Annotated in this window: 15 protein-coding genes and 1 pseudogene; 8 read left to right on the top strand and 8 right to left on the bottom strand. The window is 74.7% G+C overall.

The features are described 5' to 3' along the window. The first annotated feature begins 19 nt into the window (after positions 1 to 19). Positions 20 to 451 (top strand): Hsp20/alpha crystallin family protein, encoded by a 432-nt coding sequence (locus BLR33_RS26055; RefSeq protein ID WP_093787050.1) that lies wholly within the window; start codon positions 20 to 22, stop codon positions 449 to 451. 205 nt (positions 452 to 656) lie between these two features. Then, a complete protein-coding gene (locus BLR33_RS26050; protein ID WP_093787049.1) occupies positions 657 to 1,136 on the top strand; it encodes a DUF2267 domain-containing protein in 480 nt (159 codons plus the stop codon). A gap of 293 nt (positions 1,137 to 1,429) precedes the next feature. Here the strand turns inward: BLR33_RS26050 and BLR33_RS36330 are convergent, their stop codons facing one another. The 6 genes and pseudogenes from BLR33_RS36330 to BLR33_RS26025 all read right to left on the bottom strand — a co-directional run bounded on the left by BLR33_RS36330 (position 1,430) and on the right by BLR33_RS26025 (position 7,193). After that, a complete protein-coding gene (locus tag BLR33_RS36330; protein ID WP_093787048.1) occupies positions 1,430 to 2,920 on the bottom strand; it encodes an FAD/NAD(P)-dependent oxidoreductase in 1,491 nt (496 codons plus the stop codon). 67 nt (positions 2,921 to 2,987) lie between these two features. Next, entirely contained in the window at positions 2,988 to 3,236 is a 249-nt protein-coding gene (locus BLR33_RS36325; protein ID WP_245771684.1) for a (2Fe-2S)-binding protein, read from the bottom strand. 204 nt (positions 3,237 to 3,440) lie between these two features. After that, positions 3,441 to 4,583: pseudogene (locus tag BLR33_RS26040) on the bottom strand (NAD(P)/FAD-dependent oxidoreductase); the annotation flags it as partial. After that, positions 4,580 to 5,293, bottom strand: a complete 714-nt coding sequence (locus BLR33_RS26035) for a GntR family transcriptional regulator (protein WP_093787046.1) — start codon at positions 5,291 to 5,293, stop codon at positions 4,580 to 4,582. The gene BLR33_RS26035 and the pseudogene BLR33_RS26040, both read right to left, overlap by 4 nt. Then, entirely contained in the window at positions 5,290 to 6,291 is a 1,002-nt protein-coding gene (locus BLR33_RS26030) for a proline racemase family protein (protein WP_093787045.1), read from the bottom strand. Before BLR33_RS26030 ends, BLR33_RS26035 begins: the two co-directional genes overlap by 4 nt. Continuing rightward, complete coding sequence (locus BLR33_RS26025; protein WP_093787044.1) at positions 6,288 to 7,193, bottom strand: dihydrodipicolinate synthase family protein; 906 nt, start codon at positions 7,191 to 7,193, stop codon at positions 6,288 to 6,290. The genes BLR33_RS26030 and BLR33_RS26025 overlap by 4 nt, the downstream gene beginning before the upstream one ends. Before the next feature lie 184 nt (positions 7,194 to 7,377). On the opposite strand from BLR33_RS26025, the gene BLR33_RS26020 reads away from it, so the two are divergent. After that, positions 7,378 to 8,577, top strand: a complete 1,200-nt coding sequence (locus BLR33_RS26020; RefSeq protein ID WP_093787043.1) for a hypothetical protein — start codon at positions 7,378 to 7,380, stop codon at positions 8,575 to 8,577. Positions 8,578 to 8,592: 15 nt separating this feature from the next. On the opposite strand, the gene BLR33_RS26015 is transcribed toward BLR33_RS26020, so the two are convergent. Beyond that, entirely contained in the window at positions 8,593 to 9,207 is a 615-nt protein-coding gene (locus BLR33_RS26015; RefSeq protein WP_093787042.1) for a PRC-barrel domain-containing protein, read from the bottom strand. Positions 9,208 to 9,465: 258 nt separating this feature from the next. On the opposite strand from BLR33_RS26015, the gene BLR33_RS26010 reads away from it, so the two are divergent. Further along, complete coding sequence (locus BLR33_RS26010) at positions 9,466 to 9,957, top strand: DUF1269 domain-containing protein (protein WP_093787041.1); 492 nt, start codon at positions 9,466 to 9,468, stop codon at positions 9,955 to 9,957. A gap of 9 nt (positions 9,958 to 9,966) precedes the next feature. Here BLR33_RS26010 and ligD read toward each other — a convergent pair whose 3' ends face one another. Further along, on the bottom strand, positions 9,967 to 10,854 hold the full coding sequence (ligD, locus tag BLR33_RS26005) for a non-homologous end-joining DNA ligase (RefSeq protein ID WP_093787040.1): 888 nt from the start codon (positions 10,852 to 10,854) through the stop codon (positions 9,967 to 9,969). Positions 10,855 to 10,893: 39 nt separating this feature from the next. Here ligD and ku point away from each other — a divergent pair, with 39 nt between their 5' ends. The 4 genes from ku (at position 10,894) to BLR33_RS25985 (ending at position 15,326) form a co-directional block, all read left to right on the top strand. Continuing rightward, a complete protein-coding gene (ku, locus tag BLR33_RS26000) occupies positions 10,894 to 11,694 on the top strand; it encodes a non-homologous end joining protein Ku (protein WP_093787039.1) in 801 nt (266 codons plus the stop codon). A 547-nt stretch (positions 11,695 to 12,241) separates the two neighbouring features. Continuing rightward, a complete protein-coding gene (locus tag BLR33_RS25995; protein WP_093787038.1) occupies positions 12,242 to 13,276 on the top strand; it encodes an amino acid ABC transporter permease in 1,035 nt (344 codons plus the stop codon). Beyond that, positions 13,273 to 14,133 carry an amino acid ABC transporter ATP-binding protein gene (locus BLR33_RS25990; protein WP_093787037.1) on the top strand — a complete coding sequence of 287 codons (861 nt, stop codon included), beginning with the start codon at positions 13,273 to 13,275 and terminating at the stop codon, positions 14,131 to 14,133. The genes BLR33_RS25995 and BLR33_RS25990 overlap by 4 nt, the downstream gene beginning before the upstream one ends. A gap of 146 nt (positions 14,134 to 14,279) precedes the next feature. Continuing rightward, positions 14,280 to 15,326: an ABC transporter substrate-binding protein gene (locus BLR33_RS25985; RefSeq protein ID WP_093787036.1), complete on the top strand. Its 1,047-nt coding sequence runs from the start codon at positions 14,280 to 14,282 to the stop codon at positions 15,324 to 15,326. Positions 15,327 to 15,513: the final 187 nt, after the last annotated feature.

Here is a 15,513-nt window from a genome sequence, read left to right as displayed (position 1 = left end):
GATTCGGAGGTGTTTACCGATGCTGATGCGCACCGATCCTTTCCGTGACCTGGACCGCCTCGCCGAGCAGCTGCTGCGGCCGGGGACGTGGTCGCGGCCGACCGCGATGCCGATGGACGCCTACCGCGACGGCGACACCTACGTGGTCGCCTTCGACCTGCCCGGCGTCGAGCCGGACGCGATCGACATCGACGTCGAGCGGAACATGCTGACCGTCAAGGCCGAGCGGCGCCCGGTCACGCACGGCGAGCACACGCAGACGGAGCTGTCCGAGCGCCCGTTCGGCGTCTTCTCGCGCCAGATCCAGCTGTCGGACTCCCTGGACACCGAGCACATCGACGCCGGGTACGAGGCCGGGGTGCTGACGCTGCGCATCCCGATCGCGGAGCGCGCCAAGCCGCGCAAGATCGTCGTCGGCGGGGACCGCTCCCGCAAGGAACTCGCCGGCTGACCTGCCGCTCCGGCTGTCCCGCACCCCCTCCCGGGACCGGCCGGACGGCCTCCCCCGGCCGGTGCCGCCCCCCGACCCCTCGGCACCGGCCGCTCCCCCTCGCCGGGGCTCCCCGCACCAGGGGAGCCCCGGCCCATCCGAGCCGCCCCTTCCACCGAAGGGGCCCGCGCATCCGAGAGATCCGAGAAAGGCGAACAGCGCTGCCATGCACGAGCAGTCGGTGATCCCCCGCCCGGCCGCCGAGGACGGATACGGCCGGCTCCTGGAGAAGGTCCGCTACGAGGGCGCGTACCCGACGCGCGAGCGCGCCGAGACCGTCGTCCGCGCGGTCCTGGCCCAACTGGGCCGCCAGCTGACCGGCGACGAGCGGGTCGACCTCGCGGCCCGCCTCCCCCACGAGGCCGCGCGGGTCCTCGCCGAGCAGATCCCGGCCGCCGAGCCGCTCACCGGCTGGGGCTTCGTCAAGGATCTCGCCGAACGCACCGGCCGCTCCCCCGCGGTCGCCCGCTGGGACACCGGCGCGGTCCTCACCGCGGTGGCCGCCCTGGCCGGACCCGCCCTGCTCACCCGCATCCTCGCCCAGCTCCCGCCCGGCTACGCCCTCCTCTTCGGCCAGCCCGAACTCACCCCGCACCCCCGGACCACTCCCCCGCCCCCGCAGGACACCCTGACCCCGGCCGCCTAGCACCACTCCGCGGAAAGGGCGCCGCGACGGGGCGGCGCCCGAACGGCCGCGCTGCCGCAAGCCGTACGCGAGAGAGGCTGGGCCGTCCCGGCGAGGTGGGCCAGTCGCGGCGGGCGGGCCCCGAGCAAACAGCAGGCGTCGTAGCGCCTTCCCGAGCGGCGGCCCGCTGTGTACGTGGCCGGGCTCGTCGCCGCGAGAACAACAGGTGCCCGCCCCGCAGCTTCCGGTCGCTCGCGCTCGACTCCCCACCCAGTACGCGGGGTTCATCGCGGCCTGGAACGGCGGCGGCGCGGCTACTTCGGCGGGTCGGACAGGGCGGCGAGGGCGGACAGGGGGACGGGGAAGGCCGGGGTGCGGGTGGACAGGGCGCGCAGGTCCGATTCCGTGACGGGGCGGCCCTGTTGGCACGCGGCCAGGCCGGCCGTGGCGAAGCCGCACATGCGGCCCTGGCACCACCCCATTCCCGGCCGGGCCAGCATCTTCAGGGTGCGGGCGTCTGCCGCGCCCAGCTCCTCGTGAGCCGCGCGGAGTTCGCCGTACCGTACTTCCTCGCAGCGGCACACCACGGTGTCGTCCGCGAGCCACTGCGGCCAGGCGGCGGGCACCGGGTACGCACGGTGCATCGCGGCCGCGAAACGGCGAGCCCTGCGGACCCGGGCCCGCAGGTGGCGGATCGCGGCCGCGTTCTCGGGGGCCGCGAGCGCGAGAGCGGCAAGCCGGCCCTCGGCAACGGCGAGGGCCGCGCCGCCCACCCCTGTTGCCTCCCCCGCCACGTACACGCCCTCGACACTGCTGCGCTGGCGGCCGTCCACCGCGACGACGAGCGAGCCGTCGATGTCCACACGGGTCGACGCCCCCAGCATGAGCGGGAGTTCGAGCGAGGGGGTGAACCCCCAGCCGAGCGCCACCAGATCGGCGGGTACCTCGCGCGCGAGCCCGGCCGGGCGCCCCTCGCGGTCGACGCGGCCGATCCTGACCGCCTCGACCCGCCCGTCCCCCAGGATCTCCCGCACGGCGGTCCCGGTGCGGTACGGCACCCGGTGGCGGGCGAGCGCGGCCGCGTAGCCGGCAGCCTCAACCCCCTTGCCGGGAGCGGACATCGCGCCGACGGGGTGGCCGAGCCAGCCGCGGGTGCGGTTCGCCTCCGCGACGGTGGCCACGCGCGCCCCGGCCCGGGCGAGCCCCACGGCGACCGGCAGCAGGAAGGGGCCCGTTCCCGCGACAACGGCCCGCCGCCCGGCGAGCGCACGGTGCCCCTTGAGCAGGGCCTGCACACCACCCGCGGCCATCACGCCGGGCAACTCCCAGCCGGGCAGCGGCAGATGGCGGTCGTGCCCGCCCGGGCAGAGGATCAGCGCCCGGGCGGTGACGGCTTCCCAACGGCCCTCGCCGTCAGCTGTGTTGTCCTCCGGCCGACCCGACTCCCCTACGGAGGCGGCACCGTTGAGCCCGGGCACCGTGGGCGTCAGCCGCAGCGTGAACGTACCTGCCTCGTCCCGTGCGGCGAGCCAGACCTGATGTCCCGTCAGATAGCGGATGCGGCCCTCCTCGCGCAAGCGGTGCAGCCGCTCCCGGAGACGGGTGAACGCCGAGCGGCCGTGCTGCCCGGCGAGGTCCCCGGGCCGGGCGAACCGCTCGTCGTAGTGCCGCCAGAACTGGCCGCCGGGCTGGGCCGCGGCGTCCACGAGCACGACGTCCAGCCCGGCGCCCGCCGCCTCCACAGCAGCGGCGAGCCCCGCCGGCCCGGCCCCGACCACGGCCACCTCACACACACGCGTCCCCATCGCCACCCTCCTCGCCACTCGTCCTGCTGCCGTCACGCCCGACGGGGCACCCGCGTCAGGGGCCGTTTCACGCGCGTCCATCGCTGTCGGCCTCCCCCAGCCTCATTCCGTCCCGGGCCGGGACGAGGCAGGCGCGCTCCGCGGGGGCTCCGTCGATCGTGAGGAGGCAGTCGAAGCAGAGGCCGATGCCGCAGAACAGGCCGCGGGGGCTCCCTTGGTGGCGGGTGGCGCGCCAGTCGGTGATGCCGGCCGCCACCAGGGCAGCGGCAACGCTCTGGCCGGGCTCGGCCGTGACGGTCCGGCCGCGGAAGGTCATCCGGTGACTCATCGCGGGGCCTCCCCCCGAGCCGTCGGCGGGCGGACTGCCGAAGCCGCTGCCGGACCTGCCTCCAGGCCCGTGGTCGAGCCCGCCACCGGGTCGCCCCTCGGACCTGCCACCGGGCGCCGCCTCAGCCTCGGCCCCCGGCCCGTGGCCCGACCTGTCGCCGCTCCCGTCGAAGGACCCACCGCCCGGCCCGGCTGCGAAGCGTTCCGGTGCGAACGGTGCCAGGTCCAAGTCCGGTTCCGCACCTGTCAGGGCCTGGGCCAGCAGCTTGCCGGTGCCCGCGGACAGGCCGATGCCCGCGCCCTCGTGGCCGCAGGCGTGCCACAGGCCGGGCGCGCGCGGGTCGGGGCCGATGACCGGCAGGTGGTCGGGGCAGTACGGGCGGAAGCCCAGGTACGTGCGCATGAGGCGGACCTCGGCGAGCATCGGGAAGAGCGCCACCGCCTTGGCGGCGAGCGCGGCCGCCGCGGGGAGCGAGAAGGCGCGGTCGAAGCCGACGCGCTCACGCGAGGCCCCGATCAGGATCGTGCCCGCGCCGGTGCTCTCCACCACGGGCGAGGTCTGGAGAGCGGCGTCGGAGCTGGCGACATCGCCCACGTACTCGGCAGCGTAGACCTTGTGGCGGACCGTGCCGGGCGGCATCGGCTCAGTGACCAGCACGAAGCCGCGGCGCGGCAGCACCGGCAGGTGCACGCCGGCCAGCGCGGCGACCTCACCCGCCCAGGTGCCGGCCGCGTTGAGCACCGCGCCCGCGGGGACGTCGCCCGCGGTGGTGCGCACCCCGGTGACCCGCGCGCCGGAGCGCAGGAAGCCGGTGACCTCGGTGCCGGTGCGCACCTCGGCGCCCGACTCCCGGGCCAGCCGCAGCAGATGGGCGACGGCGAGCATCGGCTGGAGCTGGGCGTCCTGCGGGTAGTAGGCGCCGCCGGCGAGTTCGCGCGACAGGTGCGGCTCGTAGTCGGGCAGCGCCTGCGGCCCGACGTCCTCAGCGGTGACGCCCGACGCCCGCTGCGCGGCGGTGAGTTGGCGCAGGGCGGCCGCGCTTGTCCGCGAAGCGGCCACCACCAGGCCGCCCTTGGCCTCGTACTCCCAGTGCTGTCCGTGGGCGGCGAGGTCCTGCGACCACACCTGCCGCGAGTACAGGGCGAGGTCGAGTTCGGGCCCCTCCTCCTTGTCGGAGACCAGCAGGTTTCCCTCGCCGGCGCTGGAGGTGCCGGAGCCGGCCGCGCCGCGGTCGAGCACGGTGACCCGCAGCCCGGCGAGGGCGGCGAAGTACGCGCAGGCGGCGCCCACCACGCCGGCGCCGACGACGACCAGGTCGGCGCCCCGCGCGGTCACGGCGCCGCCTTCCCGCCGCCGGCCCACAGCCCCCGCACATGGCCGATGTGACGGCGCATCAGTTCCTCGGCGCCGGTGGCGTCGCGCGCCTCGACCAGGTCCATCAGCTCGTGGTGCTCGGCGGCCGAGCGGCCCAGCCGCCCGCTGTGCAGCAGCGGCGCGAGGCCCAGCAGCCGGGTCCGGGAGCGCAGCCCGGAGACGACCTCGACCAGGTGCCGGTTGCCGCTGTAGCCGAGCAGGGCCAGGTGGAAGACGTGGTCGGCGCGGATGTAGCCGACCAGGTCGCCGCGGTCGACCGCGTCCACGATCGCCTGCGCGAGGTCGCGCAGATGCGGCAGGTCCGCCTCGGGGATCAGCGCGGTGCAGTCCCGGACGGTGGGCGGCTCGATGAGCAGCCGCACCGCGGCGATGTCGTCCAGGTCCTGCTCGGAGACCTCGGTGATGCGGAAGCCCTTGTTCGGCTGGGCGACGACCAGGCCCTCCTTGGCAAGGTCGAGCATCGCCTCGCGCACCGGGGTGGGCGAGACCCCGAAGCGCGTGCCGAGCGCGGGCGCGGAGTAGACGGCGCCGGGCTCCAGCTCGCCGGAGATGACGGCGGCCCGCAGCGCGTCCCTGACCCGTTCGCGCAGCGTCTCGCGCCGCCCGAGTGCCCGAAGTCCCGGTTCGGGACCGGACGCGGGGGCGGGCCCCGGCCCGGCGGTCCCGGTCACAGCGTGAACCCCGCGGGGAACGGGTCCGTCGGGTCCAGGTGGAACTGCGCGGTCGCGGTGATCCACGCCCGCCCGGTGATCGAGGGCACCACCCCGGGGTAGGGCCCGACGGCGGTCTCGCCGAGCAGCCGCCCGGTGAACCGGGTGCCGATGAAGGACTCGTTGACGAACTCCCGGCCGAGGGCGAGTTCGCCGCGCGCGTGCAGCTGTGCCATCCGCGCGCTCGTCCCGGTGCCGCACGGGGAGCGGTCGAACCAGCCGGGGTGGATCGCCATGGCGTGCCGGGAGTGCGCGGCGGTGGAGCCGGGCGCCTTGAGGTAGACGTGGTGGCAGCCCGCGATGTCCGCGCGCTCCGGATGGACCGGGCGGGCCTGCGCGTTGATCGCGTCCATGACGGCCAGGCCCGCGGTGAGCAGGTCGCCGCCGCGGGCGCGGTCGAACGGCAGCCCCAGGTCGTCGAGTTCGACGATGGCGTAGTAGTTGCCGCCGAAGGCGAGGTCGTAGCGCAGGCGGCCGTGCCCGGGGACGTCCACCTCGGCGTCGAGCGCGTGGCAGTAGGACGGGACGTTCTCCAGGGTGACCGAGACGGCCGCGCCGTCCTCGACCGCGACGGCGGCGGTGACCAGGCCCGCGGGCGTGTCGAGGCGGATCGTGGTGACCGGCTCCACGACGGGCACCATGCCCGTCTCCACCAGCACCGTGGCGACGCCGATCGTGCCGTGGCCGCACATCGGCAGCACCCCGGAGACCTCGATGAACAGCACGCCGTAGTCCGCGTCGGGGCGGGTGGGCGGCTGCAGGACGGCCCCGCTCATGGCGCCGTGGCCGCGCGGCTCGTACATCAGCAGGGTGCGGATGTCGTCGTCGTGGGCCATGAAGTGCAGCCGCCGCTCGGCCATCGTGGCGCCGGGGATGGTGCCGACACCGCCGACGACGACCCGGGTGGGCATGCCCTCGGTGTGCGAGTCCACGGTGTGGAAGGTGCGGCGCGACCTCACCGGTACCCCTTCGCCAGCAGCGCCTCGGTGTCGGCGGTGATCCGCGCGGCCGTCTCGGCGGGGAGCGCCAGGCGCGGCGGCCGGCAGGCGCCGCCCTTGCGCCCGGCGGCGTCCATCGACAACTTGATCGCCTGCACGAACTCGGTCCTGGAGTCCCAGCGCAGCAGCGGGTGCAGGTCGCGGTAGAGCGGCAGCGCGCGGACGAGGTCGGCGCCGTCGCCGGAGGTGGCAAGCCGGTACAGCTCCACGGTGCTGTGCGGGATCGCGTTCGGGTAGCCGGCGATCCAGCCGACCGCCCCGGCCAGGCCCAGCTCCAGCAGCACGTCGTCGGCGCCGGCCAGCAGGTCGAGCCCGGGCGCCAGTTCGGCGATCCGGTAGGCCCGGCGCACATCGCCGCTGAACTCCTTGACGGCCACGATCAGCCCCTCGTGGAAGAGTTCGGCGAGCAGTTCGGGCGTCAGGTCGACCTTGGTGTCGTAGGGGTTGTTGTACGCGACCACCGGCAGGCCGGTGCGGGCGACCTCGCGGTAGTGCGCGACGACCGCCTCCCGCTCGGCCCGGTAGGTGTTCGGCGGGAGCAGCAGGACCGCGCCGGCGCCTGCCGCGGCGGCCTGCTCGGCCCACCGGCGGGCCTCCAGGGCCCCGTAGGCGGCGACGCCCGGCATGACACCGAAGCCGTCGGGCGCGGCCTGCACGGCGGTCTCGACCACGCGGGCCCGCTCGTCGTCGGTGAGCGTCTGGTACTCGCCGAGGGAGCCGTTGGGCACCACTCCGTCGCAGCCGCCGGCGGCGAGGAAGCGCACGTGCTCGGCGAAGGCGTCGAAGTCGACACTCAGGTCGTCGTGGAACGGCAGCGCCGAGGCGACGTGGACGCCGTGCCAGGGCTGGGCAGGACCGGTCATGGCCGTACTCCTTCCGGGGAGGTGCCGGCAGCGTACCAGTGCAATGTCACATGGTGCTTCCCCCTGTTTCTCCCCGGAACCCGCACGGCCCGGCCCGCGACCCGCGGTACGTCCAGCGCTTAGGCTCTTCCCCACGGCGAGGGGGCGCCGGCACTCCTCGCGCGGCTGCGCACCGAGGAGAGCGATGAGCACACCCCCCGGGGGCCCGGGCCCCTACGGCAACTCCCCGTCCCCGGGCGGCCCTTACGGTCCCCCGCTCGCCACGGGGCACCCCGCCTACGGCCCTTCGCCCCATGCACCCGGCCCGCACGCCGGCGGCCCGGCGGCACCCGGCCCGTATGCGCCCGGGCCGCACGGCACCGCGCCGTACGCGCCCGGTCCGGCCGGGCAGGGTGCGGCGCAGGCCCCGCGGGGCGGCGGCTGGGTGCCCACCGGGGTCACGCCGCCGCCGAACAAGGCGCAACCGGGTGTCGGCGAGCGGCAGTTCACAGCGGCGCCGCGGCGCTCACGGACGGGGCTCGCCGCGCAGTACGTGCTGCAGTACGTCTACATCCCTCTGTGGGCGACGATCGCGGTGACGCTGCTGCTCGCCGTGATCGCCATCGACATCTTCGCCGAGGCCAACCTGGGGCTCTCGGGCGCGGTGTTCGACTTCACCAAGACCGGCATCTCCTGGCGCCGGCTGCGGGCGGAGTGGACCGGCCGGCCGGACCTGTGGGCACCCTTCACCGCCGAGCGGTTCGCCGAGCTGTTCCCCAAGGCGGAGAAGAACAGCGGCTGGGAGCCGGCCAAGCTGCCGCCGAGCGGGGTGCGGCGGGCGGTGTGCGAGCTTCCGGTACGGCACTACCGCGGCCTGGACTCCGCGGCGATCGAGCAGCTGGCCGGGGCGCGCGGCTGGGCGGTGGACTGGGAGGCGACGAAGGACCCGCGCGGCGACCTGCACCTCTTCCGGCTCCTCCCGCCCCCGCCGCTGACCGGTGTGCCCGACCCGTACGGGCCCGCGCCCCGCCGCGGCGAGCCCTGGGGACCGCTGCCCCGGCGGCTGGCCGTGCCGCTGCTCACCTTCGTCTTCGTGCCGCGGCTGCGGGCCCTGGAGCTGCGCGGCAGCGCGGACGCCTACGCCGCGCACCTGCGCGCCCACCTGCCGCGCGTCTTCGCCGCCGAGACCAAGCGGAACCCGCGGCACGACTACCTGGCCGAGGACGGCGTCATCATGCGCCGGGTCAAGGTGCCGTCCTGGCACTTCCGGGGCGCGGGCGCCCACGCCGTCCTCCGCGCCGCCGCCGAACTCGGCTGGCAGCTCGACCCCGCCTTCCCGCCCAGGCCGCAGGGCCCGATCCACCTGTGCCGCCCCGACTCGGCCGCACCGCGGAAGGAGGCGTAGCCGAGCCCCGCGGGCTCAGTCCTCCCGTTCCCCGACCCGGGTGGCCCCCGCGGGTCCGGGCGCCGGCCCGCCTCCCTCGCCGGCTCCCGCGGTTCCGGCGGTGGGCGCTCGGGAAGCCCCGCCCGGGCCGCGCCCGGCGGTCTTCTCCTCGCCCGGCTCGTACTGGCGCAGGCGCGGCAGCGGTTCGGGCTCGTCGGAGAGCTCCTTGATCCCCGCGAGGTCCTGCTCGCCCTCGACAGCCGGCGTCTTCGGGCGGTCGAGGCCGACGCCGACCGCGCCGGAGGCCACGCCCTCGGGCGGGGTGAGGCCGTAGTGCAGGTACAGCTCCTGCTCCTGGTCGAGGCCGAGGTGCTGCTCGGCCGACATCAGCGGGGCGGCGGCGACCGCGGCCGCCGAGCAGGGCAGCCGCAGGCCCCCGGAGCGGGGCAGCTCGGCGCCGGCCAGCGGGACGAACGTCTCTCCGGTGCCGCGCTGCTCCCCGTGCCCATCGAGCCGTACCGTCGCCCACCGGGCGCGGCCGCCGAAGTCGTCCACGTACACCTGCTCGATGCTGCCGATCCGCTTCCCGGCCTGGTCCCAGACGGTCAGGTTCCGGATGGCCTCCGGGTCGGCGAAGCGGTCCTCGGGCATGCCGGTACTCCTTCGGCTCGACGGGCCCCGCGGGCGGCGGGCCGCCCCGACGCAGGGGCCCTCATCCGCCCGGTACCCCGTCGCACCGCAAACAGAACCGCCCGTAAGGGGTCAAAACAGACACGGTTGCCGCCGCACAAGGTGCACAGAACCGCGTATGCCGCCACAGGCTGCGAGGGCGGCCGCTCCGGCGCCCGCATGCCGGAGTGATAATTCAGACATAAGGTGCGTCGTGTTGCTCCCACCCAGGAGGCCCTCATGTCCGAGCTCATCGTCATCGGCTACGGCGACCACAAGACCGCCGACGACGCCTACAACGCCGTGCAGCGCCTGCAGAAGGACTACGTGGTGAACCTCAACGGGCTCGCCGTCGTCACCGTGGACGACGAGGGCAAGACCCACGTCGACACCCCGAACCGGATCGTCGGGGTCTCCGCGGCGTCGGGCGCTCTGTGGGGCATGATCTTCGGCATCCTCTTCCTCGTGCCCGGCCTCGGCCTGCTCGCGGGCGCCGCGATGGGCGGCCTGTTCGGCAAGCTCGGCAAGTCCGGGATCGACGACCAGTTCCGCGACCAGGTGCAGCAGATGCTCACGCCGGGCTCCGCGGCCGTGGTGATCATGGCCTCGAAGATCACCGAGGACAAGTTCGCCGACGCCATGCAGCCCTACGGCGGCAGGCTGCTGAAGACCTCGCTCAACGAGGACAACGAGAAGGAGCTGGCCGAGCACCTGGGTGCTCCCACCCGGTGAGCCCGGCGGTCACCTCGGCAGCGGAGCCGCCGCGCCCGGCTCCAGCAGCCCCGCGAGCAGGTCGCCGTCGCGCTCGACCCGGGCCGGCACGTCCTCGATGGTGAGGACCAGGTCGTCCGGGTCGCCGGCCGCCTCGACCTCCTCCCAGGTCAGCGGCGCCGAGACGGTGGGATGCGGGCGGGCGCGGACGGTGTAGGGGACGGCGGTGGTCTTGCTCGCGGAGTTCTGCGACCAGTCGATGAAGACCCGGCCCGCGCGGTCCGCCTTGGCCATCCGCGAGACCACGGCCGCGGGCCGCTCCCGTTCCAGTTCGGCGGCGATCCGGCGCGAGTAGGCGCGGGCCTGGTCGGGCGTGGCGCCGCGCAGGGCGGCCAGCAGGTGCAGGCCCTTGGAGCCGCTGGTCTTGGCCCACGCGGTGATCCCGTCGGCGGCCAGCCGCTCGCGCAGGGTGAGCGCGACCCGGCAGCAGTCGACCGCGGTGGTGCCCGGCCCCGGGTCGAGGTCGAAGACCAGCCGGTCGGCCCGCTCGGGCACCGCCGCCGTCCACTGCGGGGTGTGGATCTCCACGCAGGAGAGGTTGCCCGCCCACACCAGCGTGGCCAGGTCGTTCACCTCGACCTGCGGCATCAGCTCGCCGCTGCTGCGCACCCGGGCGGTGGTCCTCACCCAGTCGGGCGTACCGGCGGGCGGCCGCTTCTGGAAGAAGCGCTGGCCGTCCACGCCGTCCGGGGTGCGCACGAAGCTGGCCAGCCGGCCGCGGGTGTGCGGCAGCAGGACGGCGGCCACCGTGGCGTAGTAGTGCAGCAGCTCCGCCTTGGTGGTGCCGGTGGCCGGCCAGAGCACGCGGTCGAGATGGCTCAGGGTGAGCCGGCGGCCCTCGACCTCGGTGATCGGCATACGATAAAGATCCCATAACCTGACATAAAGGACTCGCTCATGCGCAGTGTCTGGTCGGGAAATCTCGCCTTCGGCCTGGTCTCCATACCCGTGAAGCTGGGCTCCGCGGTCTCCAGCCACAAGATCGGCTTCCGCCAGATCCACACGGCCGACCACGGCCGGGTCCGCTACCAGAAGACCTGCGAGCTGGACGGCCGGGTGCTGGACTCCTCCGAGATCGGGCGGGCCTACGAGACGCCGGACGACCAGCTGGTCGAGGTGTCCGACGCCGACCTGAAGGCACTGCCGCTGCCCACGGCGAAGACGATCGAGGTCAGCGGCTTCGTGGCGGCCGAGGAGGTGGACGCGATGCAGCTGGCCAGCCCCTACTTCCTCGCCCCCGCCTCGCCGGCCGCCCACAAGCCCTACGTGCTGATGCTGCGCGCGCTGGAGCGCTCCGGGAAGGTCGCCCTGGGGAAGTTCGCGATGCGCAACTCCGAGCACCTGGCCCTGGTCCGCCCGCGCGGGGACGTGCTGCTGCTGCAGACGCTGCGCTGGCCGGACGAGCTCAACTCCCCCGCCGACGTCACGCCCAAGGGCCGGGTGACCATCAGCGACCAGGAGCTCCAGCTCGCCGACACCCTCATCGACGCCCTCGGCGAGGCGGACCTCGGCAGCTACCAGGACGAGTACGCGCAGGCGGTCGAGGCGCTGGTGGCCGCGAAGCTGGAGGGCGCGCAGCCGCCGACGGCCAAGGAGGAGGGCGGCGGCCAGGTGGTGGACCTGATGTCGGCGCTGCGGGCCTCGGTGGAGCAGGCCAAGCCCAAGCGGTCGGGACGGCGCAAGGCGTCGGGCGAGTAGCGCGGTCCACGGGCGCCGACCTTTAACGGCGTGTGAAACCCGGGCCGCCGCAACCGGTACGAACTCACCCATAGGGCACGGCGGTTCGTTGACACCCCGTTCGGCCGCTGCCTAGCGTACGGCGCAGGCCGGGACGCTTCGGGCACCCGGCCGGACGCAGCCGCGCCGCCCCGGGGTCCCTCCCGCGGGCGGAGCAGACCGGCAGACACCGAGGTGGGCGCAATGGACGCAGGTACGGCGGCAGCCGCGCGGCGCAGCCGCGACCACCGCTGCTCGTGTCCCGGCTGTCCCGGCACGTCCTGTCGCCCCTGCCGCCGGTTCTGACCGGAGCAGGCGAGCACCTTCCCGCGCTCCCCCGCCGTTCCCGCCCTTCGGCGGCGGCGAGGCCGCCCACCACCAGCGCAGCGCCGGCGCACCGCCGGCCGGTGGCCGGCCCGCGTTGCCGCGCCCCTCCCCGTCCGCACGCGGCCGTCCGCGGCCCCGGCTCCCACCGGGCCGTGCCGCGCCCGCGCCGCGGGGCCCCCTTCTCCCGCGCCGGAGTCAGCCGATGAGCGAGCACCTGCCGACCGCGCCCGCCGAGCCCGGCGACGCGCCACCCGCGTACCCGCCACCCCCACCGGAACCGGTGCCCCATTCCACCGCAGCGGCCGGCGGGCCGGTCCCCGCCGACCAGCGGGTCGTCCCGCTGCGCCACCCCTGGCGCTGGGCGGCCACCCTCGCCGTGCTGGTCGTCGTCGCCCAGGTGATCCACGGCCTGGCCACCAACCGCTTCTACCAGTGGGACCGCTTCGGCTACTGGTTCCTGCGCCCGGCGATCCTGCACGGCCTGGTCATCACCCTCCAGGTCACGGCCTGGAGCGCGGTGTTCGGCCTGCTCGGCGGCATCGTGCTGGCGGCCGCGCGGCTCTCGCGCAGTCCGGTGCTGCGCGCGGTGAGCTGGGTGTACGTGTGGCTGTTCCGCTCGGTGCCGCTGATCGTGGTGCTGCTCTTCCTCTACAACTTCCAGGCCCTGTACGCCACGTTGAGCCTGGGCGTGCCGTTCGGCCCCGGCTTCGTGCACTTCGGCGAGACGAAGCTGGCCACCGAGACTGTGGTCGCGGTCGTCGGCATCAGCCTCAACGAGGCCGCGTACGCCGCCGAAGTGGTGCGTGCCGGGGTGCTCTCGGTGGACCAGGGCCAGCACGAGGCGGCCGCCGCGCTCGGCCTGCCGCGCGGGTACGAGTTCACCCGGATCGTCTTCCCGCAGGCGCTGCGGGCGATCGTCCCGTCCTACGTCAACCAGCTGATCGGCCTGATCAAGAGCACCTCGCTGGTCTTCTACGTCTCGCTGCTCGACCTGTTCGGCCGGGTGCAGACCCTGGGCAGCACCTACCCGAGCGACATCGTGCCGCTGCTGCTGGTGGCGACGGTCTGGTACCTGATCCTGACCAGCGTGGTGTCGGTGGCGCAGTTCTATGTGGAGCGGTACTTCTCGCGCGGCGCGCTGCGTACGGTGCCGCCGACCCCGCTGCAGCGGCTGCGTGCCGCGGTGCGCGAGGCCCGGGTGCGACTGGCGGCGCAGACGGCGGGGGTGGCCCGATGAACGCGGTGGACAAGGCGGGCACGGCGGGCGCGTCGGCTGCGGTGGGCGCCTCGGCTGCGCCGACAGCAGGTGCCGCGGGCGCGACGGAGCCGGTGCGGCCGGCGGCGGTGAGCGTGCACCGCGCGTACAAGCGGTTCGGTGAGCGGCAGGTGCTCGCCGGGATCGACCTGGAGGTGCCGGCCGGCCAGGTGCTCGCGGTGCTGGGCCCCTCCGGTTCGGGCAAGTCGACGCTCCTGCGGGTGATCAACCACCTGGAGCAGCTGGACGCGGGCCATGTGGAGGTCGGCGGCGAGCCGGTCGGCGTGCGGCGGCACCGCGGCCGCTTCAAGGAGCTGGGGCCGCGGCAGATCCGCGCCCAGCGCAGCCGGATCGGCTTCGTCTTCCAGGACTTCAACCTCTTCCCGCACCTGACCGCGCTGGACAACGTGGCCGCCGCCCCTGTGGCGACCCGCCGGGCCGGCCGTGCGCAGGCCCGCGAGCGCGCCCGCGAACTGCTCGGCCGGGTCGGGCTCGCCGACCGCGCCGAGGCCTACCCGCGGCAGCTGTCCGGCGGCCAGCAGCAGCGCGTGGCCATCGCCCGGGCGCTGGCGCTGGACCCGGGCGTCATCCTCTTCGACGAGCCGACCTCGGCCCTCGACCCCGAACTGGTCGGCGAGGTGCTGGCGGTGATCAGGGACCTGGCCACCAGCGGCACCACGCTCATCGTGGTCACCCATGAGATCGGCTTCGCCCGCGACGTCGCCGATGCCGTGGTCTTCCTCGACGGCGGCCGGATCGTCGAACAGGGCCCGCCCGACCAGGTGCTGACCGCTCCCCGGCACCCCCGCACCCGGGAGTTCCTCAGCCGCGTGCTGTGACCCCGCCCCAAGGCCCGGCACGAGCAGGCCCCTTCGCCCGCCCGGTGCCGGACTCCGCACACCCGCACGCCCGTTCACACCGCCCACCCGCGCATCCCATTGGCCCGCACGTCCGTTCGCACCGCCCGAATCCGAGGAAGGCAGCCATGCCCCGTTCCGCCCCCCGCCCCGCGCGCGTCCCGCGCCCGGGAGCACGCCCCGTCCTCGCGGCAGCCGCCGCCGGCGCGCTGCTGCTGGGCCTCGCCGCCTGCGGCAGCGACGACGGCCCGGGCAGCGCGAAGCCCGCCGCGGCGACCGCCAAGGACACCGTGGTCGTCGGCGCCCTGTCCAACGGCGCAGCGAAGGAGACCACCCTGAAGGTGCCCGAAGTGGCCTCGATCCGCGCCGAGTTGCCCAAGGCGGTGCGGGACCGCAACCAACTCGTCGTCGGCCTGGGCTTCCTGCCCTCCGGCTCGCCGCCGATCGGCTACGTGGGCACCGACCAGAAGACGCTCACCGGCTCCGAGCCGGACCTGGGCCGCCTCGTCGCGGCCGTCCTGGGCCTCAAGCCCGTGCTCACCAACGCCACCTGGGACAACCTCTTCGTCGGCATCGACAGCGGCCGCACCGACGTGGGCTTCTCCAACATCACCGACACCGAGCAGCGCAAGGAGAAGTACGACTTCGCCTGCTACCGCAAGGACAACCTCGGTTTCCTGGTGCGCAAGGACGACCCCTGGAACTTCGGCGGCGACTACCGGAACCTGGCCGGGAAGACGGTCGCCGTGGGATCGGGCACCAACCAGGAGAAGATCCTGCTGGAGTGGCAGAAGAAGCTGAAGGCCGAGGGCAAGAAGCTCGACGTCAAGTACTACCAGGACAACAACAGCGTCTTCCTGGCGCTGAACTCGCACAAGATCGACGCCTACTTCGCGCCCAATCCGGGCGTCGCCTACCACGACGCCACCACCGCGGGCACCCCGCAGGCCACCCGCAGCGCGGGCACCTACTCCGGCGCCGGCGCCACCTTGCAGGGCCTGATCTGCGGCACCACCAAGAAGGACAGCGGCCTGGTCAAGCCGGTCGCCGACGCCATCAACCACCTGATCGACAACGGCCAGTACGCCAAGTGGCTGGCCGCCTGGAACCTCACCGACGAGGGGCTGCCCAGCTCGCGGATCAACCCGCCCGGGCTGCCACTCGGCAACTCCTGACCGGCCGCGGACGCGCGGGCCGCGACCGTTCACGTCCGGTCGCGGCCCGCGCCGGCCCGACCGTACGGGCCGGCCGGCGTGACCTGGATCACGGGCGGTTCGCCGGGAACGCGCCTTTCGCTCCCGGGTGCGGGGGCGGCAGCGGGATTTCCTCGGCCGGGCCGGGCGTTGTCCTCCACAGCCGCAC

Origin of the sequence: Actinacidiphila guanduensis (assembly GCF_900103985.1) — a bacterium.
Classification (GTDB): domain Bacteria; phylum Actinomycetota; class Actinomycetes; order Streptomycetales; family Streptomycetaceae; genus Actinacidiphila; species Actinacidiphila guanduensis.
This window is presented reverse-complemented; position numbering and strand designations above follow the sequence as displayed.

Coding starts and splice junctions, on each gene's coding strand:
- BLR33_RS26055 (WP_093787050.1), top strand. CDS start 20: ATGCTGATGCGCACCGATCCTTTCCGTGACCTGGACCGCCTCGCCGAG.
- BLR33_RS26050 (WP_093787049.1), top strand. CDS start 657: ATGCACGAGCAGTCGGTGATCCCCCGCCCGGCCGCCGAGGACGGATAC.
- BLR33_RS36330 (WP_093787048.1), bottom strand. CDS start 2,920: ATGGGGACGCGTGTGTGTGAGGTGGCCGTGGTCGGGGCCGGGCCGGCG.
- BLR33_RS36325 (WP_245771684.1), bottom strand. CDS start 3,236: ATGACCTTCCGCGGCCGGACCGTCACGGCCGAGCCCGGCCAGAGCGTT.
- BLR33_RS26025 (WP_093787044.1), bottom strand. CDS start 7,193: ATGACCGGTCCTGCCCAGCCCTGGCACGGCGTCCACGTCGCCTCGGCG.
- BLR33_RS26020 (WP_093787043.1), top strand. CDS start 7,378: ATGAGCACACCCCCCGGGGGCCCGGGCCCCTACGGCAACTCCCCGTCC.
- BLR33_RS26015 (WP_093787042.1), bottom strand. CDS start 9,207: ATGCCCGAGGACCGCTTCGCCGACCCGGAGGCCATCCGGAACCTGACC.
- BLR33_RS26010 (WP_093787041.1), top strand. CDS start 9,466: ATGTCCGAGCTCATCGTCATCGGCTACGGCGACCACAAGACCGCCGAC.
- ligD (WP_093787040.1), bottom strand. CDS start 10,854: ATGCCGATCACCGAGGTCGAGGGCCGCCGGCTCACCCTGAGCCATCTC.
- ku (WP_093787039.1), top strand. CDS start 10,894: ATGCGCAGTGTCTGGTCGGGAAATCTCGCCTTCGGCCTGGTCTCCATA.
- BLR33_RS25995 (WP_093787038.1), top strand. CDS start 12,242: ATGAGCGAGCACCTGCCGACCGCGCCCGCCGAGCCCGGCGACGCGCCA.
- BLR33_RS25990 (WP_093787037.1), top strand. CDS start 13,273: ATGAACGCGGTGGACAAGGCGGGCACGGCGGGCGCGTCGGCTGCGGTG.
- BLR33_RS25985 (WP_093787036.1), top strand. CDS start 14,280: ATGCCCCGTTCCGCCCCCCGCCCCGCGCGCGTCCCGCGCCCGGGAGCA.